This window comes from Hasllibacter sp. MH4015, assembly GCF_020177575.1.
In the GTDB taxonomy this organism is placed as follows: Bacteria; Pseudomonadota; Alphaproteobacteria; order Rhodobacterales; family Rhodobacteraceae; genus Gymnodinialimonas.
On sequence record NZ_JAHTBK010000001.1, the window covers coordinates 148,622 to 172,955 of the forward strand.

The 24,334-nt window shown below is 66.0% G+C and carries 31 protein-coding genes; 9 read left to right on the forward strand and 22 right to left on the reverse strand.

The annotated features are described in order from the left end of the window. Positions 1–71: 71 nt before the first annotated feature. The 9 genes from KUW62_RS00865 to KUW62_RS00905 all read right to left on the reverse strand — a co-directional run bounded on the left by KUW62_RS00865 (position 72) and on the right by KUW62_RS00905 (position 5,923). Positions 72–578: a GNAT family N-acetyltransferase gene (locus KUW62_RS00865; protein WP_224813629.1), complete on the reverse strand. Its 507-nt coding sequence runs from the start codon at positions 576–578 to the stop codon at positions 72–74. Then, complete coding sequence (locus KUW62_RS00870) at positions 575–1,036, reverse strand: GNAT family N-acetyltransferase (protein ID WP_224813630.1); 462 nt, start codon at positions 1,034–1,036, stop codon at positions 575–577. Before KUW62_RS00870 ends, KUW62_RS00865 begins: the two co-directional genes overlap by 4 nt. Beyond that, positions 1,033–1,572, reverse strand: coding sequence for a GNAT family N-acetyltransferase (locus tag KUW62_RS00875; protein ID WP_224813631.1), 540 nt, complete (start codon positions 1,570–1,572; stop codon positions 1,033–1,035). The genes KUW62_RS00870 and KUW62_RS00875 overlap by 4 nt, the downstream gene beginning before the upstream one ends. Before the next feature lie 88 nt (positions 1,573–1,660). Further along, positions 1,661–2,221, reverse strand: a complete 561-nt coding sequence (locus KUW62_RS00880) for a GNAT family N-acetyltransferase (RefSeq protein WP_224813632.1) — start codon at positions 2,219–2,221, stop codon at positions 1,661–1,663. Further along, positions 2,221–3,747: a signal recognition particle protein gene (gene ffh, locus KUW62_RS00885; RefSeq protein ID WP_224813633.1), complete on the reverse strand. Its 1,527-nt coding sequence runs from the start codon at positions 3,745–3,747 to the stop codon at positions 2,221–2,223. The genes KUW62_RS00880 and ffh overlap by 1 nt, the downstream gene beginning before the upstream one ends. 3 nt (positions 3,748–3,750) lie before the next feature. Then, positions 3,751–4,074, reverse strand: coding sequence for a hypothetical protein (locus KUW62_RS00890; protein WP_224813634.1), 324 nt, complete (start codon positions 4,072–4,074; stop codon positions 3,751–3,753). Positions 4,075–4,336: 262 nt separating this feature from the next. Further along, positions 4,337–4,849, reverse strand: coding sequence for a hypothetical protein (locus KUW62_RS00895; protein WP_224813635.1), 513 nt, complete (start codon positions 4,847–4,849; stop codon positions 4,337–4,339). A gap of 118 nt (positions 4,850–4,967) precedes the next feature. After that, a complete protein-coding gene (locus tag KUW62_RS00900) occupies positions 4,968–5,333 on the reverse strand; it encodes a DoxX family protein (RefSeq protein WP_224813636.1) in 366 nt (121 codons plus the stop codon). 11 nt (positions 5,334–5,344) lie between these two features. Next, positions 5,345–5,923, reverse strand: a complete 579-nt coding sequence (locus KUW62_RS00905) for an FMN-dependent NADH-azoreductase (RefSeq protein ID WP_224813637.1) — start codon at positions 5,921–5,923, stop codon at positions 5,345–5,347. A gap of 224 nt (positions 5,924–6,147) precedes the next feature. Between KUW62_RS00905 and KUW62_RS00910 the strand changes: the two genes are divergently transcribed. The 3 genes from KUW62_RS00910 (at position 6,148) to KUW62_RS00920 (ending at position 8,490) form a co-directional block, all read left to right on the forward strand. Continuing rightward, positions 6,148–7,023 (forward strand): LysR family transcriptional regulator, encoded by an 876-nt coding sequence (locus KUW62_RS00910; protein ID WP_224813638.1) that lies wholly within the window; start codon positions 6,148–6,150, stop codon positions 7,021–7,023. 70 nt (positions 7,024–7,093) lie between these two features. After that, positions 7,094–7,939, forward strand: coding sequence for a DMT family transporter (locus tag KUW62_RS00915; RefSeq protein WP_224817008.1), 846 nt, complete (start codon positions 7,094–7,096; stop codon positions 7,937–7,939). Between the two features lie 59 nt (positions 7,940–7,998). Next, positions 7,999–8,490, forward strand: a complete 492-nt coding sequence (locus tag KUW62_RS00920; protein ID WP_224813639.1) for a ClbS/DfsB family four-helix bundle protein — start codon at positions 7,999–8,001, stop codon at positions 8,488–8,490. Between the two features lie 322 nt (positions 8,491–8,812). Here the strand turns inward: KUW62_RS00920 and KUW62_RS00925 are convergent, their stop codons facing one another. Next, on the reverse strand, positions 8,813–9,430 hold the full coding sequence (locus KUW62_RS00925) for a hypothetical protein (protein ID WP_224813640.1): 618 nt from the start codon (positions 9,428–9,430) through the stop codon (positions 8,813–8,815). A 60-nt stretch (positions 9,431–9,490) separates the two neighbouring features. Next, the gene (locus tag KUW62_RS00930; RefSeq protein ID WP_224813641.1) at positions 9,491–9,817 is read right to left on the reverse strand and encodes a helix-turn-helix transcriptional regulator; all 327 of its coding nucleotides are present in this window, start codon (positions 9,815–9,817) and stop codon (positions 9,491–9,493) included. Between the two features lie 197 nt (positions 9,818–10,014). Here KUW62_RS00930 and KUW62_RS00935 point away from each other — a divergent pair, with 197 nt between their 5' ends. The 5 genes from KUW62_RS00935 to KUW62_RS00955 all read left to right on the forward strand — a co-directional run bounded on the left by KUW62_RS00935 (position 10,015) and on the right by KUW62_RS00955 (position 12,702). Continuing rightward, on the forward strand, positions 10,015–10,347 hold the full coding sequence (locus tag KUW62_RS00935) for an AtpZ/AtpI family protein (protein ID WP_224813642.1): 333 nt from the start codon (positions 10,015–10,017) through the stop codon (positions 10,345–10,347). 91 nt (positions 10,348–10,438) lie between these two features. After that, on the forward strand, positions 10,439–11,185 hold the full coding sequence (locus KUW62_RS00940; protein WP_224817009.1) for a F0F1 ATP synthase subunit A: 747 nt from the start codon (positions 10,439–10,441) through the stop codon (positions 11,183–11,185). Positions 11,186–11,242: 57 nt separating this feature from the next. Continuing rightward, positions 11,243–11,479 carry a F0F1 ATP synthase subunit C gene (locus KUW62_RS00945; protein WP_224813643.1) on the forward strand — a complete coding sequence of 79 codons (237 nt, stop codon included), beginning with the start codon at positions 11,243–11,245 and terminating at the stop codon, positions 11,477–11,479. Positions 11,480–11,567: 88 nt separating this feature from the next. After that, positions 11,568–12,125: a F0F1 ATP synthase subunit B' gene (locus KUW62_RS00950; protein WP_224813644.1), complete on the forward strand. Its 558-nt coding sequence runs from the start codon at positions 11,568–11,570 to the stop codon at positions 12,123–12,125. A gap of 4 nt (positions 12,126–12,129) precedes the next feature. Then, complete coding sequence (locus tag KUW62_RS00955; protein ID WP_224813645.1) at positions 12,130–12,702, forward strand: F0F1 ATP synthase subunit B; 573 nt, start codon at positions 12,130–12,132, stop codon at positions 12,700–12,702. Between the two features lie 74 nt (positions 12,703–12,776). Here the strand turns inward: KUW62_RS00955 and KUW62_RS00960 are convergent, their stop codons facing one another. The 9 genes from KUW62_RS00960 to KUW62_RS01000 form a co-directional block, all read right to left on the reverse strand. Then, positions 12,777–13,766, reverse strand: a complete 990-nt coding sequence (locus KUW62_RS00960; RefSeq protein ID WP_224813646.1) for a P1 family peptidase — start codon at positions 13,764–13,766, stop codon at positions 12,777–12,779. Beyond that, complete coding sequence (locus tag KUW62_RS00965) at positions 13,763–14,092, reverse strand: hypothetical protein (RefSeq protein ID WP_224813647.1); 330 nt, start codon at positions 14,090–14,092, stop codon at positions 13,763–13,765. Before KUW62_RS00965 ends, KUW62_RS00960 begins: the two co-directional genes overlap by 4 nt. Next, on the reverse strand, positions 14,089–14,439 hold the full coding sequence (locus tag KUW62_RS00970; protein ID WP_224813648.1) for a cupin domain-containing protein: 351 nt from the start codon (positions 14,437–14,439) through the stop codon (positions 14,089–14,091). The genes KUW62_RS00965 and KUW62_RS00970 overlap by 4 nt, the downstream gene beginning before the upstream one ends. Beyond that, a complete protein-coding gene (locus KUW62_RS00975; protein ID WP_224813649.1) occupies positions 14,436–15,176 on the reverse strand; it encodes an SDR family oxidoreductase in 741 nt (246 codons plus the stop codon). The genes KUW62_RS00970 and KUW62_RS00975 overlap by 4 nt, the downstream gene beginning before the upstream one ends. Further along, positions 15,173–15,733: a hypothetical protein gene (locus tag KUW62_RS00980; protein WP_224813650.1), complete on the reverse strand. Its 561-nt coding sequence runs from the start codon at positions 15,731–15,733 to the stop codon at positions 15,173–15,175. The genes KUW62_RS00975 and KUW62_RS00980 overlap by 4 nt, the downstream gene beginning before the upstream one ends. Before the next feature lie 135 nt (positions 15,734–15,868). After that, positions 15,869–17,314 carry an aldehyde dehydrogenase family protein gene (locus tag KUW62_RS00985; protein ID WP_224813651.1) on the reverse strand — a complete coding sequence of 482 codons (1,446 nt, stop codon included), beginning with the start codon at positions 17,312–17,314 and terminating at the stop codon, positions 15,869–15,871. Beyond that, the gene (locus tag KUW62_RS00990) at positions 17,298–18,878 is read right to left on the reverse strand and encodes an ABC transporter ATP-binding protein (protein ID WP_224813652.1); all 1,581 of its coding nucleotides are present in this window, start codon (positions 18,876–18,878) and stop codon (positions 17,298–17,300) included. The genes KUW62_RS00985 and KUW62_RS00990 overlap by 17 nt, the downstream gene beginning before the upstream one ends. After that, positions 18,875–19,702 (reverse strand): ABC transporter permease, encoded by an 828-nt coding sequence (locus KUW62_RS00995; protein WP_370632821.1) that lies wholly within the window; start codon positions 19,700–19,702, stop codon positions 18,875–18,877. The genes KUW62_RS00990 and KUW62_RS00995 overlap by 4 nt, the downstream gene beginning before the upstream one ends. Beyond that, positions 19,699–20,640 carry an ABC transporter permease gene (locus KUW62_RS01000; protein WP_224813653.1) on the reverse strand — a complete coding sequence of 314 codons (942 nt, stop codon included), beginning with the start codon at positions 20,638–20,640 and terminating at the stop codon, positions 19,699–19,701. The genes KUW62_RS00995 and KUW62_RS01000 overlap by 4 nt, the downstream gene beginning before the upstream one ends. 198 nt (positions 20,641–20,838) lie before the next feature. On the opposite strand from KUW62_RS01000, the gene KUW62_RS01005 reads away from it, so the two are divergent. Continuing rightward, complete coding sequence (locus KUW62_RS01005; protein WP_224813654.1) at positions 20,839–21,849, forward strand: Hint domain-containing protein; 1,011 nt, start codon at positions 20,839–20,841, stop codon at positions 21,847–21,849. An 18-nt stretch (positions 21,850–21,867) separates the two neighbouring features. Here the strand turns inward: KUW62_RS01005 and KUW62_RS01010 are convergent, their stop codons facing one another. Continuing rightward, complete coding sequence (locus KUW62_RS01010) at positions 21,868–23,259, reverse strand: hypothetical protein (protein WP_224813655.1); 1,392 nt, start codon at positions 23,257–23,259, stop codon at positions 21,868–21,870. A gap of 88 nt (positions 23,260–23,347) precedes the next feature. After that, complete coding sequence (locus KUW62_RS01015) at positions 23,348–24,301, reverse strand: hypothetical protein (protein WP_224813656.1); 954 nt, start codon at positions 24,299–24,301, stop codon at positions 23,348–23,350. Between the last annotated feature and the right edge of the window lie 33 nt (positions 24,302–24,334).

Below are 24,334 nucleotides of genomic sequence, written 5' to 3' on the forward strand. Positions count from 1 at the left end.
GAAAACCGCGATATGGAACCGGTATATCCGGGGTATATTTCCGGTATATACGCGCGAAATTCCGTCAAACGTCATGCCGCGACCTCCGCCGGGGCGGGGTGGCGGTAGACGAGCGCCTCCGCATTGGGGTGGCGGGCCGTGTCATCGCGCGTGCATCCCAGCCGTTCCGCCAACGCGATGGACCGCGCATTGTCGCGGTGGATGTAGCTGACGGCGGTATCCCATCCGAAGGGGCCGTAGCAGTGTGCGCGGGCGGCGCACGCGGCCTCGAACGCGAAGCCGCGACCTTCGTAATCCTCCCAGATCAGCCAGCCGATTTCCCGCTCCGGCCAGCCTTGGGGAAACCAGCAGCCGACAAGGCCGACGGGCGTGCCGTCAGCCTCCACCGTCCACATGCCGAAACCGTGCAGGTGCCAATGGCCAAGTTCCGCCGCGAACAGAATCCAGGCCTGCCGTTCGTCCTTCGGCCCGCCGGTATGGATCGAGCGGTCGGAGGCGAAGTAATCCCGGAAGGCGGGGAAATCGCTGGCCTCGGGGCCGCGCAGGGTGAGGTGGGAGGTCTTGAGGACGGGGATCATGCCGCACCTCCGTGGACCCAAATCTCGCACTTCGGATCGTGGGTGGCCATTTCGCCGTCGAACCGCGCGCCGAGTTTTTCGGCGACCCGCTTGGAGGCCGCGTTGTTCCGGTCGATGTAGCTCACGATGCGGGCGTCGCCGATCACGGTCGGCGCCCAATCGAGCACCGCGCGCGCGGCCTCGGGCGCGTAGCCCGCACCGCGATGTCCGTCGTAGGTGTTCCAGGCAAGTTCCGGCTCCCCATGGGCGGGGGGATGGTGAAGCGCCACGTTGCCGACCGGGGTGTCGCTCTTGCGCACGATGAACCAGCCATAGCCCAGGACGGCCCAATGGCCGATATCGCCGGTGAATTCATCCCAGGCTTCATCGCGATCCTCGCCGTGCCAACGTTCGTAGATCGGCCAATCGTCCGGGGAGACCTGGCGCAGGATCAGACGGTCGGTGCGCAGTTCGGTCATGCCAGCACCTCCGCGAGAACGGGGTGGCGATAGACAAGGCTTTCCGCACCGGGGCCGTTTGCGCCTTCGTCGATCACGCAGCCCATCCGTTCGGCCAGCGCGATGGAGCGGGTGTTGGCGGGGTCGATATAGCTGACGGCGGTGTCCCAGCCGAGGACGTCGTAGACGTAGCGGCGGATCTCGATCATCGCCTCGAACGCGAAGCCCTGACCTTCGGCGGCGGCGTCCCAGATCGTCCAGCTGAGTTCCGGTTCGGGCCAGCCTTCGGGGTTCCACGGACCCATGGAGCCGATGGCCGTGTCGGAGCCTTTCGGGACGATCACGTAGACGCCGTAACCGCGCAGGTGCCAGTGGCCGGAGAGGGTAGCGAGGACGCGCCAGGCATCGCCCCGGTCGGCGTCGCTGCCACCGCCGACGAAGCTGGCGCGGTCGGACATGACGAACGGCGCGAGTGCGTCCAGATCGCGGGCCTCGGGGGCGCGGAGGATCAGGCGCTCCGTCTCAAGCTGGGGGATATCCACAAGGCGGGGGATCATCGCTGGCCACCCGTCGTCGTTGCAGAAGTGCAGTCAATGGCCCCGGAAACTGTGGACAAATCTGTGAGTTGCGCGCGGATGTGCAATGTCATGCCGCCGCTCCATGTCGCCAGACCTCGATCGTCATGCCTTCGCGTTCGGCGATCTGCGCCTCTGCCCTGTCATCGCGGACAGCGTTCAGGCGGCGCGCCACGGCAGATGATGCAATGTTCTTCGGGTCGATGTAGCTGACGCAGGTGGGCAGCACGGAGAGGCCGAAATCGCGCACGGCCCGGGCCGCTTCCGTCCCGTAGCCGTGGCCCCGGTATTCGGGCAGGAGCATCCAGCCAAGCTCCGGCTCGTCATCACCCCATTCAAGGCCGACGATGGTGAAACCGACCAGCGTGCCGTCGCGCAGCTCCACCGCGAAGGGGCCGTGACCGTGGAGCATCCAGCACGCGACGTAGGTGCTGAACTGGGTCCACGCATCTTCCGCGTCCATCGGCTCGCCCGGCCAACCGGCGAAGATGCGGGTCCAGGCGGGAAGGTCGTGGAGGTCAGGCGCGCGCAGGCGCAGGCGCGCGGTTTCCAGCACCGGGACGGACGCCCGATGCATCGCCGCAGCCTCCGCCGCGGGCCCCGAAGGGGGCTGGGTGCAGCGTTGCGCCATCACTTCTTCTTGCCGTCGCCCAAACCGCCGAGGCCGGGTGGAAGTGCTGCACCGCCGCCGAGGCCGGGCAGACCGCCACCGCCGCCCGCCCCCATCTGCTTGGCCGCGCGTTCCAGCGCCTTGGCGTCCATGCCGCCCATGCCCGCGGCATCCATGCCCGGCGGCATCCCGCCGCCCTTGCCCATCAGCGCACCGAGGCCGCCGCGCATCAGGCCCTTCTTGCCCATCTTGCCCATCTTCTTCATCGCATCCGCCATCTGGCGCTGCATCTTCAGAAGCTTGTTGAGGTCGGCCACGTCCTGGCCCGCGCCCTTGGCGATGCGCTTCTTGCGGGACGCCTGGAGCAGGCCGGGATTGGCGCGTTCCTTCTTGGTCATCGACTGGATCAGGGCGATCTGGCGGGTGATGACCGTGTCGTCGAAGCCCGCCTCCTCGATCTGTTTCGACATCTTGGCCATGCCGGGCATCATGCCCATCATGCCCTGCATGCCGCCCATCTTCTGCATCTGCTCCAGCTGGCCCTTGAGGTCGTTCATGTTGAACATGCCCTTCTGGAAGCGCTTCATCATGCGCTCGGCCTGTTCGGCCTCCAGCGTTTCCTGCGCCTTTTCGACCAGGCTGACGATGTCGCCCATGCCGAGGATGCGGCCCGCGATGCGCTCCGGCTCGAACGTCTCAATGGCGTCCATCTTCTCGCCGAGGCCGACGAAACGGATCGGTTTGCCGGTGATCTGGCGCATCGACAGCGCCGCACCGCCACGGCCATCGCCGTCCATCCGGGTGAGGACCACGCCCGAGACGCCGATCTTGTCGTCGAATTCCTCGGCCACGTTGACGGCGTCCTGACCGGTCAGGCCGTCGACCACAAGAAGCGTCTCACGCGGGTTGGCGACATCGCGCACGGCGGCGGCCTGGGCGATCAGTTCCTGGTCGATATGCAGGCGACCGGCGGTGTCGAGCATGTAGACGTCGTAGCCGCCGAGCCCTGCCTGGGTCTTGGCGCGTTTGGCGATGGCGACCGGGTCTTCGCCGGCCACGATGGGCAGGGTATCGACGCCGATCTGGGTGCCGAGGATCGCCAGTTGCTCCATCGCCGCGGGGCGGTTGGTGTCGAGCGAGGCCATCAGCACCTTCTTGCCCTCACGGTCCTTCAACCGCTTGGCAAGTTTCGCCGTGGTCGTCGTTTTGCCCGAGCCCTGCAGGCCGACCATGAGGATCGGGGCGGGCGGGTTGTCGATTTTCAGGACACCGGGATCCACGTCGCCGCGCAGGGTCGCGATCAGCTCATCATGGACGATCTTGATGACCTGCTGGCCGGGGGTGATGGATTTCGTGACGGCGGCACCGGTCGCCTTCTTCTCCACCGCCTTGATGAAGGAGCGCGCCACGGGCAGGGAGACATCGGCCTCCAGCAGCGCCACGCGGACCTCGCGCATCGCGGTGCGCACGTCATCTTCGCTGAGCGCGCCTTGCTTGGTGAGGCGGTCGAAGACGCCGGACAGGCGTTCGGAGAGATTCTCAAACATGACTTAGTCCTTTTGCCGCTTCAGGCGATTGCGTTCCGCGATCTCGAGCAGCGCCACCACGATGAGCCATCCGCTCACCCAGATCGGGCTGAAGATCACGACGCTGAAGGTCGCATAGGTCAATTCGCTGGCCACAACGCCGATCAGGTCGGGCAGATGCTCGCAGGTCGCGGGCGGGTAGTTGAACGGGTCGGTCATCATGGGCATGCGCCCGCCGCTGCACCCGCCCCAGCTTGCCAATGCCGCGAACACGGCCACCGCCACGACGAACGCGCCCACCAGCAGCAGGCCCGCGAACAGCAGTTTCTTGGCAATCGGTGACTTCACGTCGCTTCATTTCCGTACCACGCCCCAGATAGGCATTGCGTGCCGTCGGTCCAATCCCTGTGTCCCTTGCGCGTTGCCCGGCGGCGTCGCGTCCGGACAAGGGCAATGCCCAAACGGGCTTTGCCCCCGTGGGCGAAACTCGCTGACGGGGGGCGATCCTACGAACGCGCGCGGGACCGGGAAGCTTGGCTTTCCGGCTATTGCGGGCGGATTAGGCCGATTGGGGGCGGGAGTCAATCATCGCGGGGCGCGCGGGGCGGGATCAGGTGCAATCCGCCGTAAGGTCCACCACATCGCCCGCCAGCATGTCGGCATCGGCATGCAGGGTGAAGGACCGCCTGAGGCTCATGTCGTCCCATTCGGCTTGGGTGATCGGCGGCGCCGTCGTGGGCCGCGTTCCCGGCTCCCCAAAAAGCGTCAGCGCCATCGGGCCGTCGAAAACCTGACCGGCGAAGGTCAATCCTTCGACGTCATAGGCGTAAACGCCGGTCAGATCGGCGGCCGATCCGCGCGAGGTGGTGATGAGTGTCCAGATGCGGCCCGAAATGTCGTCGCCGAGGGTCATGCTGCCGGTCGCGTAATGGGCCACCGTCCCGCCCTCCTGCCGGAAGGTTTGCCCGGAGGTCACGAATTCGGCGGAGCCGGGTATTTGCGTACCGGGCCGGATGAAGCCCACGCCCTGCGTCACCTCGATCGTGAACGCGAGCGTACAGGTCTGCGCCGGAGCCGCGGATGGCGCGACCAAAGCAAGGGCGATGAGGAGATGTCTGAGCATGGATGCAAAGGTAGCACGGGCATCCGGTCGATCAAAATCCTCGTTGCGGCCCGGCCCCCATCGGCGCTTATCCGTCGCCGGAGATGGATGCGCCGAGGGACCGGGGACGCGAGGGGGATCAGGCGGGCACGGCCCCGCGCAGCTGGCCGCGATGGGCGTAGAGAACCAGCGCGGACAAGAGGCCGAGTACCGCGGCGGGCACGGCAGACGGGCCGAGGACGAGCAGGTGGAACCCCACGGCGGCGATCATCGTGGCGGTCAGAAGGAAGGCCCCGATAGCCTGACGACCCGGCACCCAAAGCAGGATGGCCGCGCCCACCTCGATCACGCCGGTCACGTAGCGGAACCACTGGCCCCAGCCGATCGCCTCGAACGTGGCGACCATCATCTCCGCCCCGATCAGCTTTGCCGCGCCAGCGGCGACGAAGGCCAGCGTCAGGAGGGCCTTTACGGCAAGAAGTCCGTATTTATGGACATTCGACATCGGAAAACTCCTCAGGCTGCGAGCGCGTCGACTTGCGACTGCGCGGATTTCAGGGACGCTTCCGCATCCACCATCAGGCGGTCGGCGGTGACGAAGGTGACGTCATGGATGCCGATGAAGCCGAGGATGTGGCGGATATAGCCGGTGGCGAAGTCGATCTCCGACCCGGCCTCTGTCCCGCCGGAGGCAACGGCGACGATGGCGCGCTTGCCGTCCAACAGGCCCTTCGGTCCGGTCTCGGAATAGCGGAAGGTGACGCCCGCGCGCGCGACCTGATCCACCCAGGCCTTGAGCGCGGCGGGTACACCGAAATTGTAGATCGGAAGGCCGATCACGATCGTGTCGGCGGCCTGAACCTCGGCCACGAGCGTGTCGGACAACGCGAGCGTTTCGCCCTGGTCCGGGCTGCGCGCATCGGCGGGGGTGAAATTGGCACCGATCCACGCCGCGTCGATCAGCGGGATACCATGGGCGAGGTCGCGCACGGTCACGGTATCGGGCGACAGGCGGGCGATGATCTTGTCGGTCAGGTCGCGAGAGACGGAGCCCTCGGTCCGGGCGGAGGCGTCGAGGCGCAGGATGTGGGTCATGGTCTGGTCCCTGAATGGTTGGATCGTGATTGGTGCGAACGTGGTCCCCTGCGCCCAGATGCGCAATTCTCGAAAAATGCGGTATTTGTGTGCGCAATCGAACAGAACGCGCCGACGGAGCAGGGGCGCGCGGGCGGCGGGCCGTTTCCGCGCGTTGCCAACGCGCATCTGTGCGCGCATGGTGGGCCAAATCCATTCGTTTGTGAGGGAGCGCACAGAGAGACATGGACAATTGGGACGAAATCCGCACCGCGTTTCAGGTCGCCAAGCGCGGCACCGTATCGGGCGCGGCGGAGGCGCTTGGCGTACATCACGCCACGGTCATCCGCCATATCGACGCCCTGGAATCGCGGTTGGGCGCGAAGCTGTTTCAGCGCCATGCAAGGGGCTACACCGCCACCGAAGCCGGCCAGGACCTGTTTTCCGTGGCCGGGTCCGCGGACGATCAGTTCACCCAGCTCGCCAGCCGGATCAAGGGCCGCGGGGATGAGGTGACGGGGGAGTTGATCGTGACCTCCCTCGGCGCGCTGTCGCCGCTTCTGGTGCCGACGATTGCGGAGTTTCAGGAGCGCCACCCGGATCTGCGCGTGCGCCTGATCTCGGACGCGCGGCTGTTCCGCCTGGAATACGGCGAGGCCCATGTGGCGATCCGGGCAGGCAAGCTGCCCGATCAGCCCGACAATATCGTGCAGCCCTTCTTCACCCAGACCCTGAAACTGGTGGCGAGCAAATCCTACGTGAAGCGGTTCGGGATGCTGGAGGGCGACGATGTCAGCCAGCATCGCTTCGTGGGCACCACGGACGAAACACCGCGAGCCCCCTATTTCCGCTGGCTGAACGAGAATGTGCCGGGCGCGTCGATCTATTTCCGCGCGTCGTCCATGGTCGCGGTGAAGGAGGCGGTGCTTGCGGGCGTCGGCATCGGGTTCGTGGCCTCGTGGGACCGGGACCGCACCGATGACTTGGTGGAGATGTTGCCGCCGCTCGAAGATTGGACGGCGAAGATCTGGCTGGTGACCCATATGGACCTGCACCGCACCGCGAAGGTGCAAAGCTTCGTGCGCCATCTCAAGGAAGAAGTGAAAGCCTGGCCCGTATGAAAGCCCCGCGCGCGGGGCGGCACCGACGGTGAGGGAGGCCATCGGCAGCAGCCGGGCGGGCCATCTGGCGATGCTGGCGTTTTCGGGCCTCGTGGCCGGATCGTTCAGCCTGGGCGGGCAGGTGGCCGCGGAGATCGCGCCGACCGCGCTCAACGCCGTGCGGTTCGCCATCGCGGCCCTCATCATGGCGGCGTTCGTCTGGGCGCGGGGCGTGCGCGTGGGCCCGGCCCTCGTTGCGCCGTGGCGATACCTGATCCTTGGCGGGCTCTTCGCGATCTATTTCGTGCTGATGTTCGAGGGGTTGAAGACCGCACCTCCCGTCTCCGCCGCCGCCGTCTTCACGCTCACGCCCCTGATGAGCGCGCTGTTCGGTTGGGTGCTGTTGCGACAATTGGTGGACGGGCGCATCGCGCTGGCGCTCAGCATCGGGGGTGTCGGCGCGGCATGGGTGATCTTTCGCGCCGATTGGCAGGCGGTTCTGGCGTTCGAGGTCGGTCGGGGGGAGGCGATCTACTTCGTCGGGTGCATCGCCCACGCGCTCTACACCCCCATGGTGCGGGTCCTGAACCGGGGCGAGCCGGTGCTGGTCTTCTCCTTCCTCACGCTGGTGTCGTGCGCCCTCTGCATCGCGATCTGGGGCATCGGCGACATCGCGGCGACCGATTGGGCGGGCCTGCGCCCAATGGTCTGGATCGCCATCGCCTATGTCGCGATCTTCGCCAGCGCCGCCACGGTCTTCCTGATCCAGTTCGCGTCCCTGCGCCTGCCGTCGTCCAAGGTGATGGCCTATACCTACCTGACTCCGTCCTGGGTGATCCTGTGGGAGATCGCGCTTGGCCAGCCCGTTCCCGCCGCGCTGGTCCTGGTGGGCGTGGGGCTGACGATCACGGCGCTGCTTTTGCTGCTCAAGAATTGACGCGGATCAAGGGATCGCGGCCCGAGGACCGCTAGAGTACCGCGGAAAGGAGCCGGATCATGCCCGCTGCCACCTGCCGCGCGGAACTGCTTGCCGTGACCGACAAGGAATGGGCCAAGCTCACCGCCACGCTGGACCGTGTGTCGGACGACATCGCGATGGTGCCCCTGGGCGATGATCCGAGCCCGAGGGATATCGTCACCCACCGCGCCCATTGGATCGGCCTGTTCTTTCAATGGCTGCGGGAAGGGGAGGCCGCGCAAATGCCCGATCACGGGGTGAAGTGGACGCAGTTGAAGCCTTACAATACCGGGCTGCGCGCGCAATACGCGGATATGTCGTGGAATGAAGCGCGGAACTGGCTTAACATGGAGCACACCCGCCTGCGCGCCTGGATCGCGGGGGCGGGTGACGACGTGCTCTACGGTGCGCCGATGCCGGGCGGTACGGGATGGACGACCGGCCGATATGCGGAGGCCGCAGGTCCGAGCCACTACCGGTCGGCGGCGAAATATGTGCGCGGGGTTCTAAGGCAATCGGGAACGATCTGACACCGTTTCGAAAGTTTTTGGGAACCGAATGCATGGCGGGCGCATTGTCCGGTGGTAATAACGAAAGGATCAGATCCATGCGCGCCATCCTCACCATCATCGGCCTTGTCGTCGTCGTCATCGCCATTATCAATTTCCTCTGAAGGAGGATCCGATGCGTAATATTCTTTATCTGGTCGGCCTGATTGTTGTCGTTCTGGTGATCCTGCGTCTCGCCGGGATCATGTAGACCGCGCAAGGCTGCGCACATCACGAACATGAGGCATGGGCCGGTCATCGAGCCGGCCCTTTGTCGTGGGGCACGGGAAATTGGTCTGCGGACCTACTCCACCACCTCGCGGCGCGCGTCCCCGAACGCATCGAGCGGGACGCGCGTGAGGTTGTAGGTGATCGTCCCCAGCGGCGCGGGCAGCGCCACGTTTTGCTGCATGCTGTCCCCGGAACATGAATAGCTGATGACCGGGTTGAACGTGTTCTCCGGCACCGCGAAAAGCGGCACGGTCGTCGATTCTCCGTTCGTGGTGACGGTCATTTCCCCGTTCAGGTTGCCAAGCGCGCCGGGCAGGTAGCACAGGTCGAGCGTTCCGCCGATGGCCGAGATGTAGCCCGCGGTCGTCACGGTCTGGCCCACCATCTCGAACGAGGTGACGTCGCCTTCGCTGTCGACGAAAGTGGCGAAGCCGTCGGCGGTGATGGGAAACGTCTCGAAAAACCCGTCATCGTAGATGATCATCGCAACCGGCACGCCGAAGCTGCTGAAATTCGCGGCGACATTGTCGGGCATGGAGCGCATCGCCTGCTCCAGCGCCTGGGGGATGGTGGACGATCCGACCCACGCGCCCACCAGGCAGGTCTCCAACGGGCCGGACGGGGCCTCGCAAACCGGTTGCGCAAGGGCGGGGGTTGCGGAAAGCAGCAGCAGGGGCAGGGTCAGACGCATAGCGCGGGTCCTTTCGCTTTGCCCGACCCTAACACGAAACCACGGCACGGCGCGGGTACGTTATTCCCCACCCAACTCGCGTTCCAAAAACGCCTCGAACGCATCGAGGTTTATCGGCTCGAACTGCCCGAAGCCCTGCATCCAGACGGAGGCGCCCTTCATTGCGTCGGGGTCCAGCTTGCACCATTTCACCCGCCCGCGTTTTTCCTGGGTGATGAGGCCCGCATTCGTCAAAACACCAAGGTGCTTGGAGATCGCGGCCAGGCTCATGTCGAAGGGGTCCGCCACGTCGGTGACGGCCATGTCATCCTCCAGCAGCATTTGCAGGATGGCGCGCCGTGTGGGGTCGGCGAGCGCGGCAAAGACGGTGTCGAGCGTGGGGGCCATGGGGCGATTAGGCCCGCTTGGCGTCGATCGTCAACCAGATGGTTGAATATGGCTATGCGGCCACGGACCGGATGCGCGAATGTCGCGCCCCGCATTTGCGTATGAATTTCAATGACTTGACGTATCTCGCGGCGCGTTGACTCTGCCGCCCCCCGCGCCTAGCTTCCGCGCAACTTCCATCGGGGGTGTTTCGGGCCATGGCCGAGAGTGACGAGGATCGCCTGCGCGCGCTTGAAGCGCGGATCGCGGCGGCCAAGTCGAAGGCCGATCCCGAACGCGACCATATGGAGGAGCATTATTCCCAGGCGCAGCTGGCCTGGCGGATGGTGATCGAGCTGGTGGCCGGTTTGGGCATCGGTTTTGGCATAGGCTACGGGCTCGACTGGGCGTTGGGCACCACCCCGTGGCTGATGGTCGTGTTTGTAATTCTGGGTTTCATCGCCGGGGTCAGGACCATGATCCGCTCGGCGCAGGAAATCCAAAAGGCCGCGGAAGACCGCGCAAGGACGGAGACGCACGATGGCGACTGAGAGCACCAACACCGACGCCAAGGGTGGCGCGGGCAAGATGATCTTCTTCGTTCTGATCGGCCTGGCCGTCCTGGCGTTCATCGCGGCGCTGATGGACGATTACGAGGGCGGGCTGTCGATCCACCCGATGGATCAGTTCATCGTCTCGCCGGTCTTCGGCGACGGTCCGGTGGGCATGTTCACTGTCACCAACGCGACGCTGTGGATGGCGCTGGCGGTCCTGTCGGTGATCTTGCTGATGGTCGTGGGGACCCGCGGGCGTGCCGTGATCCCGTCGCGCAGCCAGTCCATCGCGGAGCTTGCCTACGGCTTCGTGCGCAACATGGTGGAGGACGTGGCAGGCAAGGACGCGCTGCCGTACTTCCCCTATATCTTCACGCTCTTCCTCTACATCCTGTTCGCCAACTTCCTGGGCCTGATCCCCGGCAGCTTCACCACGACCTCGCATATCGCGGTCACCGCGATCCTTGCCGGCGCGGTGTTCCTGACGGTGACGATCCTGGGCTTCGTCAAGAACGGCGCGGGCTTCCTGAGCCTGTTCTGGGTGTCGTCCGCGCCGCTGGCGCTGCGCCCGATCCTTGCCGTGATCGAGCTGATTTCCTACTTCGTGCGCCCCGTCAGCCATTCCATTCGTCTGGCCGGTAACGTCATGGCGGGCCACGCGGTCCTCAAGGTGTTCGCAGGGTTCGCGGGCGCGCTTGGCCTGGCCGGGATCGCGCCGATCATCGGTGTGGTCGCGATCTACGGCCTCGAAGTCCTCGTGTCGGCCATCCAGGCCTACGTGTTCACAATCCTGACGTGTGTCTACCTCAAGGACGCGCTTCACCCGCATCACTAATTCGGCTCGGGCGGACCTGCCCGGACGATCGAAACTTCCAACGTAAGGAGATACATCATGGAAGGCGATATCGCACAAATGGGTCAATTCATCGGTGCCGGCCTGGCCGCCATCGGTTCCGGCGCCGCCGCTATCGGTGTGGGCCACGTGGCGGGGAACTTCCTTGCCGGCGCCCTGCGCAACCCGTCCGCGGCTGGTGGTCAGACCGCAACCCTCTTCATCGGCATCGCATTCGCCGAGGCGCTGGGCATCTTCGCCTTCCTCGTCGCGCTGCTGCTGATGTTCGCTGTCTGAAGACACGGCGAACCACGATCCTTACGTCGGGCGCGCCATCCTTTCGCGGTGGCGCGCCACGTAAATCCGGCCCAGTTGGAGAAGACACATGGCTGACGAAGTCACACTCGGAGATGTCGAACACGGCGTGGAAGGCGGGCCGCCCGAGGCGCCCGGTATGCCGCAGCTCGATTTCTCGACCTTCGACAACCAGATCTTCTGGCTGATCCTGACCCTGCTTGCGATCTACTTCGTCCTGTCGAAGATCGCGCTGCCGCGCATCTCTGCCGTGATCGCCGAGCGGCAGGGCACGCTCACCAATGACCTGGCCGCCGCCGAGGACCTCAAGCGTCAGGCGGCCGAGGCCGAGGAAAGCTACAACACCGCGCTTGCCAATGCGCGCGCCGAATCCCAGCGCATCGCGCAGGAGACGCGGGACGAAATTCAGGCGCAGCTCCAGGTGGAGATCGACAAGGCGGATGCGGCCATCGCCGCCAAGACCGCCGAGTCCACCGACCGCATCGCCGAGATCGAGGCCAGCGCCGTCGCCACCGCCGAAGAGGTGGCCCGAGACGTCGCCGCAGAAATCGTCCAGGCCCTGTCGCCCGGGCAGGACGTCGACACGAAGGCGATTGCCGATGCTGTCGCAAACCGGGTCAGGGGGTAAGAACATGCGTTACTTGATGGTATTGCCCGCCCTGATCGCCACGCCCGCCTTCGCCGCCGAAGACGGGTATGAGCCGGGCTATGGCCTGGTGTCGCTGTTCAACACCGACTGGGTCGTCCTGATCGGTTTCCTGACCTTCCTGTCGATCCTGTTCTATTTCGGGGTCCCCGCCATGTTGGGCCGGATGCTGGACCAGCGGGCCGAGGGCATCAAATCCGAACTGGACGAGGCCCGCGCTCTTCGGGAAGAGGCACAGACGCTGCTGGCCTCCTACGAGCGCAAGGCCCGCGAGGTGGAGGACCAAAGCGCACGGATCGTGGCGGAGGCGAAGTCCAACGCCGAGGATGCCGCCGCCGAGGCGAAGGTTGAGATCGAACGCTCCATCGCGCGCCGCCTTGCCGCCGCCGAGGAGCAGATCGCCAATGCGGAAGCCAAGGCCGCCCGCGCCGTGCGTGATCGCGCGGCCTCCGTCGCCGTGGCCGCCGCGGCAGAAGTCATCGCCGGAAACACCAGCGCCGCCGACCAGAACAAACTGATCGACGACGCCATCGAAGAGGTTGGGCGCAAGCTGCACTGAGCCTGCCGATTGAAATTACCCATTAGAGGCCTCGCCATTGCGGCGGGGCCTTCTTCGTTTGGGCTGCGCTTTGCCTAGCCGTGTCTGGACCGGTAGCTCGGCACAGGATCGCCGGGCGCATCCGTCGCTGCATAGACGCCCCTTGCAATCGCGCGGGCAAGGCAGAGTGCGGCCACGTGCCCGAGCATCAGGGGATCGGCGCCGTCGTCGCGCAACGGCACCGCCCCGGTCGATGCCGCGAAGACCAGGTCGCCATCCATCGGTGTGTGGCTGGGATAGATCGCGCGCGCCATGCCGTCATGGGCCGCGATCGCCACCCGCGTCGCCTGCGCCTGGGTCAGCGCGGCATCGGTGGCGACGATGGCGATGGTGGTGTTGCGGGCCTCCCCGCCTTTGACCGGCGGAATCGCGGTAGGATCGAAGGTGGGGGCGGGGCCATGCCCGCCGAATTCCCCGTCCATCTCGAACGGCGCGGCCCAGAAATGCGGGCTGTCTCCAACACAAACCCGACCCAGCGCGTTTACCGCCACCAGCGCGCCGATTGTATACGGCCCGTAGGTTGCCGAGGCGGAGCCGAGCCCACCCTTGCGGTCCGCAATCAACGCACCAGTACCCGCGCCCGCGCTGCCGAGCGCGAAATCTGTCTCCGCGGCCTCCAACGCCTCCGCCCCCAGCCGCCGGTACGGGTTCCCCGCCCAATTCTTGTCGCCACCATTGATGAGGTCGAACAGAATCGCGCCCGGCACGATCGGCACCACCTGATCGCCGACGGCGAAGCCTCGGCCCTGCGCCCGAAGGGCGTCCGCCACGCCGGAGGCGGCATCGAGCCCGAAGGCGGAGCCGCCGGAGAGGACCAGCGCATCGGCCTGCTGCACGATCCTGTCAGGCGCAAGTAGGTCGGTTTCGCGGGTGCCGGGCGCGCCGCCCATGACGTGCACGGCGGCGGTGAAGGGCGCATCGCCCACCAAAACGGTCGTGCCGGTCTTGATAACACCGTCCTGCGCATTTCCGACGCGGAGGCCGGTGACATCGGTGATGAGGTTGCGGGGGCCGGGGCGGATCATGGCGCTGCGCTCAGATGCGGGATCGTGCCGCGGAACGTGCCAAGCCGCCGCAGATGCGCGGTGTCGCCGATTGGGCATTCCGCGCCCGGGTGGGCGGCGGGCAGGATCAGGACCACCGTGCCGTCCGACGGCAGGCCCGCCACCTGCGCCGCATCGAACCGGGCCGCGAGCCGCGCGGCGTGGTTGGCCTGGATCACCTCCACATGGGTCAGGTCGAGGTTCGGGGCTTCGTCCAGAAGATGGGCGAAGACCAGCGGCTGGCTGGCGAACTCGCCCGCCAAAACCGTGATGTCGGCGGGCAGGTCACGGCGGGTATAATCGCTCACAACATTTCCTTCACGACCGCCGTTTCCGCGTCGCCGGTATTGGGCGTGCCCGCCGGTTCGATCAGCATCAGGTGTGCCTCCGCCCGCGCGACGGGGCGGTGTTCGACGCCCTTGGGCACCACGAACATCTCACCCTCCCGCAGGGTCACGGTGCGGTCGCGCATCTCGATATCCACTTCGCCCTTAAGGACGAGGAACAGGTCATCGGTGTCGGGATGGGAATGCCAGACGAATTCCCCTTCGACCTTCACCACCATCAGGTCGTGGCCATTGAACTGGCCGACGATCTTGGGGCTCCAATGCTCCGAGAATTGGCTGAGCTTGTCGGCAAGGTTGATCGCACTCATATGCAGCGCCCTCCGTCCACTTCCATCGCCACGCCCGTCACCATGCTGGCCGCGTCGGAACACAGGAACGCCGCCGCCTCCCCCATGTCATCGGGGGTCGAGAACCGGCCGATCGGGATGGTGGACAGGAACTTGGCCCGCGTCTCCGGCGTGTCCTCCCCCATGAAACTGGCCAGGAGCGGCGTTTCCCCCGCCACGGGGCAAAGCGCATTGACGCGGATCCTATCGGGGGCAAGCTCCACTGCCATGGTCTTCGTGGCCGTGATCATCCAGCCCTTGGAGGCATTGTACCAGTTTAACCGGGGACGCGGGGACAGGCCGGCGGTTGACGCGATGTTCAGGATCGCCCCGCCGCCCGCCGCCTTCATCAGGGGCACGATGTGGCGCGCGGTCAGGTAGACGGATTTCGCGTTCACGGCGAGGACACGGTCGAACTCCTCCTCGCTCACCTCTTCCAGCGGGGTGGGCATGTGGGTGATGCCCGCATTGTTCACCAGGATGTCGATCCGGCCCCAGGCGTCCATGGCGGCGCCGGTCATCGCGGCCACCTCCGGCCCGGCAGAGACGTCGACGCAGCAGGCCACGCCACCGATTTCCGTGGCGATGTCTTCCGCCGCCTCCGCATTGAGGTCCGCGACCATCACCTTTGCACCTTCGCGCGCGAAGATACGCGCAATGCCCGCGCCGAACCCCGATGCGGCCCCCGTGACGATGGCCGTCTTTCCCTCAAGCCTCATGGCGAAACGCCTCCCTCTGTCCTGACCTCTGCCCTGTGCAGATCAATCTTCCGCCCGCGCCGGATCGGGAAGACCGCTGCGATCAGGCCAAGCGCGCCCGCGAGGTAGCTTGCATCATGCATGAAGCCCGCGCGCAGGAAATCGGACCGGGTGGGTCCGTCGCGGAAATTCAGATAGGGGTCCAGAAGCCCGGTCGTGTCGGCCACCAACCCACCGATCAACCCGGCCAGCGCCCCGAACGTGGCCAGGAAGATCACCGTGAAGACCGCGCCGCACCCGGCAGCGAAATAGGTCCGCGCGCTTGGCACGGCGAAGAGCCCGTAGAGAAACGCGGGCAGCCCGATGATCGGGCCCATCCACCAGCTCGCCATCACACCGACATAGGCCGCGCCGAGGCGTGGGGGCGTGCCGTCCGCGATCTGGAACTGGTCGAACTTGAACGCGGTGAAATATGTCGGCCCCATCGTGTAGCTCAACTGGTTGTGCAGCGCGCCGAACAAGGCCGCCGCCAGCGCCGCGATGCCTAACAACAGGAAAAAGATCGGAAATTTGCCCAAGCGCCCCGTCTCCTCTTCGCGCGTGGCAAAGGTAGCGGGCCGCGCCGATCCCGTCCATGCCCGCCCCTCTTTGCTTCGAAAATACCTCCGGGGGAGTCCGCAAGGACGGGGGCAGAGCCCCCTGAAGGAAAGGCTCTACCCGTGATGGGCCGCCACGGTTTTGAGCGTGGTGAAGGCGTAAAGCGCCTCGAACCCCTTCTCGCGGCCATGCCCGGACTGCCCGACACCGCCGAAGGGCAATTCCACGCCACCTGCCGCGCCGTAATTGTTCACGAAGACCTGCCCGGCCTGGAGCCGTTTGGCCAGCCGCATCTGCCGCCCGCCATCGGCGCTCCAGACGGATGCCACAAGCCCGTATTTCGTGCCGTTGGAAATGCGCACCGCGTCCTCCTCATCCTCGAAAGGGATCAGGACCTGCACGGGGCCGAAGATCTCCTCCTGCGCCAGGGGATGATCGGGCGCGATGTTGCCGATCAGCGTTGGGGCCACGTAATTGCCCCCCTCCGGCAGGTCGTCGGGCAAGGGGGCCTGCGCCAGCACCTGATCCGCGCCGGCCTGCGCCAGAAACCCGTCCACGATCCCCTTCTGGCGGGCGGAGACGAGCGGCCCGACATCGGCATCCTCCATCGCGGGTGCCACGCGCAGCTTGCCGATCGCGTCGGCCATTCGGGCGGCCAGATCATCGTGAATCTCCCGCTGCACAAGGATGCGCGACCCGGCGGAGCAGGTCTGGCCCGCATTCTGGATGCCCGCGTTCACGAGGAACGGCAGCGCCTTGTCCAGGTCGGCATCGGCGAAGACCACTTGCGGGCTCTTGCCGCCCAGTTCCAGCGTGACGGGCACGATATGCTCCGCCGCCGCGATCTGCACGCGTCGCCCCGTGGCGACCGATCCGGTGAAGGACAGGTGCCGCACGCGGGCATCCGAGGTCAGCGCCGCGCCCGCCACTGCCCCCAGCCCCGGCACCACGTTCAGCGCGCCTGCGGGCAGGCCCGCCTGTGCCGCCAGATCGGCGAAGGCGAGGGCGGTCAGGCACGCCTCCTCCGCCGGTTTCAGGACGCAGGCATTGCCCGTCGCCAAGGCCGCCCCGATGGAGCGCCCGATGATCTGCATCGGGTAATTCCACGGGATGATGTGGCCGGTGACGCCGTGGGGTTCGCGCAGGGTGTAGACGGTGAACCCCTCACTGAACGGGATCGTCTGCCCCATCAGCTTGTCTGCCGCGCCGCCGTAAAACTCACAATACCGCGCCAGCGCGACCACGTCGTTCTTCGCCTGTTTCAGGGGTTTTCCGACATCCGTGGTCTCCATCTCTGCCAGCGCATCGCCGTGCTCCAGCACCAGATGCCCCAGCCGGAAGAGGATGCGCCCGCGTTCCGCCGCGCTCAACGCGCCCCATTCGCCTGCCAGCGCCTCCTCCGCCGCGCATACCGCCGCGTCGATATCCGCCGCGCCGCCCTTCGCGATTCGCGCGATTTCCGCGCCGGTGGACGGGTCGGTCACGGGCAAGGTCTCGCCCGAGGCGCAGGGTCGCCACTGGCCGCCAACAAAGATGAGCTTGGGGTCAAACCACGGTGTCATGGCGCTCTCCTAAATCGTTGGGCAGCATGGGGGCTGCGGCCAGAAGTTGCTGCGTGTAGGGGTGGCGCGGGGCGGTGAAGATGTCTTCCGTCGCGCCCTGTTCCACGATCTGCCCCTTTTGCATGACCAGCACCCGGTCGGTGATGGCGCGCACCACGGTCAGATCGTGGGAAATGAACAGGTAGCTGAGGCCGAATTCCGCCTGCAATTCCGCCAGAAGATCAAGGATCTGCGCCCGCACCGATACGTCGAGCGCGCTGACGGCCTCGTCGAGGACCAGCAGTTTGGGCCGGGTGATCAGCGCGCGCGCGATGGCGATGCGCTGCCGCTGCCCGCCGGAAAATTCGTGGGGATATTTCTGCGCATCGTCGGGGGAGAGGCGCACGGCGCGGAGCGCGTCGGCCACGGCAGGGCCGCGCGCGGGCGGCGTGTCGAGCAGGTAGAACGGCTCCGTCACGATGCGGTCGACGCGCCAGCGGGGATTGAAGCTGCCATAGGGGTCCTGGAACACCACCTGCACATCGGCGCGGCGCGCGCGGGGCATGGCAGGGTGCACGGCATGGCCGTTGAGCGTGATCTGCCCGGATGTGATCGGGTCGAGCCCGAGGATCGCGCGGGTCAGGGTGGATTTCCCGCAACCGCTTTCGCCCACCAGGCCCAGGCTTTCGCCGCGCACCAGATCGAAGCTGACCCCATCGACGGCGCGCACCGGATCGCCGCGGGTGAAGCCCTGTCGCGGGCCGGGGTAGTGGCGGTGGACATCCGAGAGGCGGAGGATCGCATCCTCCCTCGGTTCCGCCGCGCGGGCCGGTTGGTGGGAGGACGCCTCAAACAGCGCGCGGGTATAGGGGTGGGCCTGATCGCGCAGAACCTGCGCCGTCGCGCCCTGTTCCACGATTTGCCCCGCCTGCATAACGGCGATGCGGTCGGCCATGTCCGACACGACGGCGAGGTCGTGGGTGATGAGCAGAAGCGACATCTCCTCCTCCGCGACAAGGCCCTTGAGCAGGTCGAGGATCTGCGCCTGCGTTGTCACGTCAAGCGCGGTTGTCGGTTCATCGGCGATCAGAAGGCGGGGATGCAGCGCGATGGCGGCCGCGATGCAGACCCGTTGCCGTTGCCCGCCGGACAATTCGTGGGGATAGCGGTCGAGCCCGATCATCGGCAGGCCCACGCGGTCCAGGCGGTCGCGGGCGATTTCCCGCGCTTCGTGCCGTCCCGCCGCGCGATGGATCAGCAACGTCTCCGCCACCTGGTCGCCGATGGTCTGCACGGGATTCAGCGCCGTCATCGGCTCCTGAAAGATCATCGCGATGTCGTTGCCGCGCAGGTGCTGCATCTGCGCCTCGGACTTGGTCAGCAGGTCGGCGCCGTCCAGTCGCGCTTGCCCCGTGACCGTGAAACTGCGCGGCTGGAGGCCCATCAGCGACAGGGCGGTCATGGACTTGCCCGACCCGCTTTCGCCGACGAGCCCGAAAATCTCCCCCTCCGCGATGCGCAGGGACACATCGCGCAAGATGTCCACCGCGCCGACCTTGAGGGACATGTTGGATATGTCGATCATACGCCCCGCACCCGCCGCAGCCGAGGGTCGAGCGCATCGCGCAAACCATCACCCATCAGATTTAGACCCAGCACCATCACCACGATGGCAAGCCCCGGCAGGACGGCGAGTGACGGGTGGGAATAGATCATGGTCTGGGACTCCGCCAGCATCTTGCCGATGGAGGAGGTGGGCGGCTGCGCCCCCAGGTTTACATAGCTGAGCGCGGCTTCGGCCAGGATGCCGAGGGAGAACTGAATCGTCGCCTGCACGATCAGAAGGTTCGCGATGTTGGGCAGCACGTGTTCGGCGCTGATCCGGGCGCGGGATTTGCCCGCGGTGCGCGCGGCGAGAATGTAATCGAGCGTCCAGATCGGCAGCGCGCCGCCACGGGCCACGCGGGCGAAGACGGGAATGTTGAAGATCCCGATGGCGATGATCGCGTTGGTGGCCGATGGCCCGTAGGTGGCGGTGATCAGGATCGCGATGACCAGCGACGGGAAGGCAAAGATCAGATCGTTGCCGCGCATGATGATCTCATCAAGCAGCGACCCGCGCGTGGCGGCCGCCGCCAGCCCCAGAGGGACGCCCACGACAATGCCGAGGCCCACGGCGATCAGCGCCACGGCGATGGAGGTGCGGCTGCCCTCCATCAGCATCGACACCATGTCGCGCCCGAATTGGTCCGTTCCCAGCCAATAGGTGGCGGAGCGGGGCTGCAACCGCTCCGAGATCCGCAGATCGGTGATGTCGTGGGGCGTCCAGACGAGTGACAGAAGCGCGATGCCCACGAAGAAGGCCGTGATGATCGCGCCGACGACCAAGGTGGGGGGCAGACGGTTCATTTGCGCCGCAACCTCGGGTCCACCAGCGCGTAGGCGATATCCACGAGGAACGTCACCACGATGACCGCGAAGACCAGCAACATGGTCACGCTTTCCACCACGACCAGGTCACGCTGGGTGATGCCCTGGAAGATCAGCCGCCCCAGGCCGGGCAGGAAGAATACGTTTTCGATGATGATCGCGCCCGCCAGGAGGAAGCTGAATTGCAGGCCGATGATCGTCAGCACCGGGATCAGCGCGTTTTTCAGGGCGTGGCGGCGCGTGGCCTGACCGGGGCTGAGCCCCTTGGCGCGCGCGGTGCGGATGTAATCCTGGTCCATCGTCTCGATCAGGGCGGAGCGCATGACGCGCGCGAGGATCGAGGCCTGCGGCAGGGCGAGCGCGATGGCGGGCAGTGTCAGCGCTTTCAGGGCGGCCAGAGGTTCATCCCAGCCGGGGAAACCGCCCGCGGAGAACCATTGCAACGTCACCGCGAAGAGCAGCACCAGCAGCATGGCGAACCAGAAATTCGGCACCGCGATGCCCAGTTGCGTGCCGCCCATGATCGCGAAATCGCCGAAGCGCCCCCGGTTGGATGCCGCGATCAGGCCCACGGGGATGGCGATCAGCGTCGACAGGATCAGGGCGAATATGGCCAGCGGCAGGGACACCCAGATACGGTCCAGCACAAGCTCCGCCACCGGGACGCGGTAGGTGTAGGAGGTGCCGAAATCCCCCATCACCATGCCCGAAACCCAGCTCACATAGCGTTCCACCATCGACCCGCCCAGGCCCAGTTCCGCGCGCAGGTTGGCAATGGCCTCGTCCGTGGCATTCAGCCCCAGCATGAAGGCCGCCGGGTCGCCCGGGATCACCTCGATCAGCGCGAAGATCACGACACTGGCCACCACGAGGGACAGGGTTAGCGAAAGCGCGCGGATAAGCAGGTAGCGGATCATGGAAGGGACGTTATTGCGCCTGACGCGGATCGGCCAGAGGGCGCAGGCCGATTGCCGGCGCGGCGCATTGTTTCCAAATTTCCTTGGGTTCGCCGCATTTCCGGCAGGTTTGTTTCCGATCCTTGGACAAATTTACGCAATGTTTCGGCGCGTGATGTCCATGCGCCGAGTGCCAAGGGAAAGTGCGCAGAGGGCATCATGCCGACACTTGTCATCTACGAGATCAACGTCGATCCGCTGAGCTCGTCCAACGTGACGGTGCTCAACGAATACATTGTTGACGTGATTGATGACGACCCGTTTCTGCAAGACCCCGATGCGGGCGGCGGCCTGCAACTTGATGTCAGCGGCGTGCCGGGGTTCCTGGGCACATCCAGCAATTTCCAGGTGTTCGAGACCTATTCCGGCAACCTTGCCGGCTCCCCCGTCAGCTTCACGTTGCTGCAATATTCCAACCCGCAATACATCATCGCCACGCAAGGCACGTTCGATGTGGGTGACACGATCACCGGCACCAACAATTCCATCGTCACCGCCCCGCCAAGCACCTATTCGACCCTGCCCGATTACGTCTGTTTCTGTGCCGATACGCTGATCGACACGCCGGGTGGCCCGCGCCGGGTGGGGGATTTGCAGGTGGGGGACCTGGTGCGCGTCGATGGCGGGCGCGCCAAGCCGATCAAATGGATCGGGCGCAACCGGCTGGACGCCGACGACCTCGCCCGCAATCCGCATCTGCGTCCGATCCGCTTCGCGCCCGACGCGCTGGCGCCCGGCGTTCCCTCGCGGGCCGTTTCCGTGTCGCCGCAGCACCGGATCGCTGTCAGCGCCGGGGCAAGTGCCGTCCTTCTGGGGGCCGACGACGTGCTGGTCCCCGCCCTGTGCCTGCGCGCCATTGACGGGGTGGAGGTGATCGCCGACACGGACGCGGTCGAATACGTGCACATTTTGCTGGACGACCACGACCTGGTCAGTGCATCCGGCCTGTGGTCCGAGACGTTGTTCCTGGGCGACACGATGATGACGGCCATCGGAGAACAATCGCACCGCGAAATCGTGCGCCTTTTCCCGCAATCGCGCGACCGGGGGCAGGGGTTGATGGAAACCTGCCTGCCCGTCGTCCGCCCGTTCGAGGCCAGCACCGCCGTCCCGGATTTCGGGGCCTATGTCGCGGACAGGGAGTGCGAGGCGGCGCGCGCCATCGCGTGACCCGCGTGGCGGGCGGGCCTAGTCCGCGTCCAGGTCGGCCCCGTCCGTCTCAACCCCGTCAGCGACTTCCGCGTCGATGATATAGACCGCGCCGGTGCCCTCATCCTCTTGCACGGCTTCGATCCCCAGATCGCCATCATCGTTACCCACCGTGGCCCCGCCAACGACGGTCAGTTGCAGATCGCCGCCATCCTCCTCTTCGAACACCATGCCGACGCCGCCATTGCCGATCATCTCGGACCCGAAGACAAGTCCCGTGACGTCGCCCGGCCCGGATTCGGAGATCTTGATCCCGTCATCGGCATTGTCGGCGGCAAAGGCGACGATGAAGGTGGCCGTAGCGTCGCCGGGGCCTTCCTCGTCGAAATCGTATCCTTCATCGAGGTTGCCGTTCATCGTGCCGCCGTTGATGTCCACGATCAGGTTGCCCGGCCCGGCCTCATCAATGTCAAAGCCGTCATCCACGTCGATGCCGAAGGCGTATTCCGCCACGCTGCCATCATCGTGAAGCGCCACCTCGCGTTCGAAACAGCGATCGTCGGGGGAGCCTGTGACAGGCCCTGGAATGTCGCCTTCGGCCTGCACGCCTTGTGCGAATTCGCGCTCGTCCGGCTCCGGCAGGAAGACGTCCAAGAGGTCGGGCGCGCAATAACCGCCATTGGCGGTGAAGGTGCCTTGCGTGACCGACGCGATGACGTTGCCGTCCTGCCCCTCGTCCAGTTCCACGCCGTCGGCGCCGACCCCGTCCACATACAGGCCGATCGCGTCGAAGACGATGTCGCCGGGGCCGCGTTCATCGACGCGCAGGCCGTCGGCATCGAACCGACCATAGGCACTGTCCACGATCCGCACGTCGAGCAATTCAACGGCGATGGAGGCATCGGATCCGCCCCCGTCGCCGCCGCCCCCGCTGCCGCATTCATCGCCGAGCGAGCAATCGGAGATGTGGATGCCGTGGCCCGCGGTCCCGGTCACGAGAACCCCGGTCAGGCGCAGGGTGACGGTGCCGGTCGCCCCGTCCGGCACGGCCATGAAAAGGCCCTTGCCGCTGCCCTGTTGGTCGATGGAGAAATCGCCGGGCCCGTGGAATTGCAGATTGTGGATGCTCAGCCCGCCGGTCGCCGTCGTCTCCAGCAAGGTGAAATCGCCGCCCGCGCGGATGGCCTGCCCCTGACCGTGGAGTGTCAGGCGGTCCACGCCGCTATAGCTGAGCGTGGAGGTCAGGGTGATGTCGTCGATTGTTTCTATGAAGATGACATCTTCGCCGTCGCCTACCGACGCGGCCGAGGCAAGCGCCGCGCGCAGGCTGCCCTCACCGGCATCGGCCCCGTTGGTCACGATGAAGGTTTCGCCCATGGCGGGCAGCGCGGCGAAGGCGCAAAGGGCGGTGGTGGCAAGCAGGCGTGTCATGGGTCCCCCGGTGGTCATGTTCGTCTGGTCCCGGGTCTAGCGGGCGGACATGACGGGACCATGACACGGGCAGGCGGTCTGCGTCACGTCATGGCGCGTCGAGAAAGCCAAAGCTGGGATCGGTGCAGGCCGCCCCGGCGGATGGCCGGACGTCATTGGCCCGCACGTGCTGCAACAATTCGATGAGCGGCTCCAATGTGTCGCCATATTCGGCCAGAATCGCATCGAACCCAGCCCGGTCATCGGCAAATTCGCCATCACCGAAGAGCTCCCAAGCCGCCTCCGCCGGATCGCCCCTGTCCTCAGGCATGGAGGCAAGCAGGCTTGGCAGGAGCGTCGCGATGCGCAGAACATCGATCCGTGGCGTCTCGTCGGGATTTGGCTCACCAAACATGGGGGCAAGGGCGGCAAGCTCCGTGTGAAAGGCCTGCCCAAGGGCAAATCCACGTAAAGCCAGCCGAAACCGCGCCTCCGCCTCCGACGGGTCGGGATCGGCGAAAAGCGGTGCAAGGACGCGGATTTCGCACCCGGCCATGCGCGTGATGGAGACGTTGAACGCCAGGGGATAGGTTCGGATCACGTCCCTTGTGGCGGCGTCGGTTTCAAAGAAGTGCCAGTCGCCGGCCGTGCCGCTGAGGGTGAAGCCGGTATCGGTCGACGTCAGGCGGGCCCCGGTCAGCCCGTTCAGGACCGGATCGGTATAGACCTCACGGACCGGGCGGGAATTCGCGGCCTCCAACGGCGTGTCGGTGTCGATCACGACATCGCTCAGCCGGAGGATATCGTTTTCGAGGATCGCCGTGGCCGTCGCCACGTTGGCGGCATAGATGCAGGCCCCCGTCGTGTCACATTCGTCGATATTCAGCGCTACCCCGCCGGAGATTTCCACGGCCAGCGCCGCGCCCTCCACATGGAGCGTGACATAGCGGGCAAAGACATTATCGGGCCAGATATACGTGCCCAACATGAATTCGCCCTGGGGCAGGGGATCGGCCAAGGCAGGCAAAGCGGCGCAGCAGAGAGCCGCGGTCAGGAAACGCATGGGGCACGACCTCACTGGGAAAAAGCCCCCCGC

Excerpts from the sequence above, each read along its gene's own strand:
- KUW62_RS00865 (WP_224813629.1), bottom strand. The coding sequence starts at position 578 with ATGATCCCCGTCCTCAAGACCTCCCACCTCACCCTGCGCGGCCCCGAG.
- KUW62_RS00870 (WP_224813630.1), bottom strand. The coding sequence starts at position 1,036 with ATGACCGAACTGCGCACCGACCGTCTGATCCTGCGCCAGGTCTCCCCG.
- KUW62_RS00875 (WP_224813631.1), bottom strand. The coding sequence starts at position 1,572 with ATGATCCCCCGCCTTGTGGATATCCCCCAGCTTGAGACGGAGCGCCTG.
- KUW62_RS00880 (WP_224813632.1), bottom strand. The coding sequence starts at position 2,221 with ATGGCGCAACGCTGCACCCAGCCCCCTTCGGGGCCCGCGGCGGAGGCT.
- ffh (WP_224813633.1), bottom strand. The coding sequence starts at position 3,747 with ATGTTTGAGAATCTCTCCGAACGCCTGTCCGGCGTCTTCGACCGCCTC.
- KUW62_RS00895 (WP_224813635.1), bottom strand. The coding sequence starts at position 4,849 with ATGCTCAGACATCTCCTCATCGCCCTTGCTTTGGTCGCGCCATCCGCG.
- KUW62_RS00900 (WP_224813636.1), bottom strand. The coding sequence starts at position 5,333 with ATGTCGAATGTCCATAAATACGGACTTCTTGCCGTAAAGGCCCTCCTG.
- KUW62_RS00905 (WP_224813637.1), bottom strand. The coding sequence starts at position 5,923 with ATGACCCACATCCTGCGCCTCGACGCCTCCGCCCGGACCGAGGGCTCC.
- KUW62_RS00910 (WP_224813638.1), top strand. The coding sequence starts at position 6,148 with ATGGACAATTGGGACGAAATCCGCACCGCGTTTCAGGTCGCCAAGCGC.
- KUW62_RS00915 (WP_224817008.1), top strand. The coding sequence starts at position 7,094 with ATGCTGGCGTTTTCGGGCCTCGTGGCCGGATCGTTCAGCCTGGGCGGG.
- KUW62_RS00920 (WP_224813639.1), top strand. The coding sequence starts at position 7,999 with ATGCCCGCTGCCACCTGCCGCGCGGAACTGCTTGCCGTGACCGACAAG.
- KUW62_RS00925 (WP_224813640.1), bottom strand. The coding sequence starts at position 9,430 with ATGCGTCTGACCCTGCCCCTGCTGCTGCTTTCCGCAACCCCCGCCCTT.
- KUW62_RS00930 (WP_224813641.1), bottom strand. The coding sequence starts at position 9,817 with ATGGCCCCCACGCTCGACACCGTCTTTGCCGCGCTCGCCGACCCCACA.
- KUW62_RS00935 (WP_224813642.1), top strand. The coding sequence starts at position 10,015 with ATGGCCGAGAGTGACGAGGATCGCCTGCGCGCGCTTGAAGCGCGGATC.
- KUW62_RS00940 (WP_224817009.1), top strand. The coding sequence starts at position 10,439 with ATGGACGATTACGAGGGCGGGCTGTCGATCCACCCGATGGATCAGTTC.
- KUW62_RS00945 (WP_224813643.1), top strand. The coding sequence starts at position 11,243 with ATGGAAGGCGATATCGCACAAATGGGTCAATTCATCGGTGCCGGCCTG.
- KUW62_RS00950 (WP_224813644.1), top strand. The coding sequence starts at position 11,568 with ATGGCTGACGAAGTCACACTCGGAGATGTCGAACACGGCGTGGAAGGC.
- KUW62_RS00955 (WP_224813645.1), top strand. The coding sequence starts at position 12,130 with ATGCGTTACTTGATGGTATTGCCCGCCCTGATCGCCACGCCCGCCTTC.
- KUW62_RS00960 (WP_224813646.1), bottom strand. The coding sequence starts at position 13,766 with ATGATCCGCCCCGGCCCCCGCAACCTCATCACCGATGTCACCGGCCTC.
- KUW62_RS00970 (WP_224813648.1), bottom strand. The coding sequence starts at position 14,439 with ATGAGTGCGATCAACCTTGCCGACAAGCTCAGCCAATTCTCGGAGCAT.
- KUW62_RS00975 (WP_224813649.1), bottom strand. The coding sequence starts at position 15,176 with ATGAGGCTTGAGGGAAAGACGGCCATCGTCACGGGGGCCGCATCGGGG.
- KUW62_RS00985 (WP_224813651.1), bottom strand. The coding sequence starts at position 17,314 with ATGACACCGTGGTTTGACCCCAAGCTCATCTTTGTTGGCGGCCAGTGG.
- KUW62_RS00990 (WP_224813652.1), bottom strand. The coding sequence starts at position 18,878 with ATGATCGACATATCCAACATGTCCCTCAAGGTCGGCGCGGTGGACATC.
- KUW62_RS00995 (WP_370632821.1), bottom strand. The coding sequence starts at position 19,702 with ATGAACCGTCTGCCCCCCACCTTGGTCGTCGGCGCGATCATCACGGCC.
- KUW62_RS01000 (WP_224813653.1), bottom strand. The coding sequence starts at position 20,640 with ATGATCCGCTACCTGCTTATCCGCGCGCTTTCGCTAACCCTGTCCCTC.
- KUW62_RS01005 (WP_224813654.1), top strand. The coding sequence starts at position 20,839 with ATGCCGACACTTGTCATCTACGAGATCAACGTCGATCCGCTGAGCTCG.
- KUW62_RS01010 (WP_224813655.1), bottom strand. The coding sequence starts at position 23,259 with ATGACACGCCTGCTTGCCACCACCGCCCTTTGCGCCTTCGCCGCGCTG.
- KUW62_RS01015 (WP_224813656.1), bottom strand. The coding sequence starts at position 24,301 with ATGCGTTTCCTGACCGCGGCTCTCTGCTGCGCCGCTTTGCCTGCCTTG.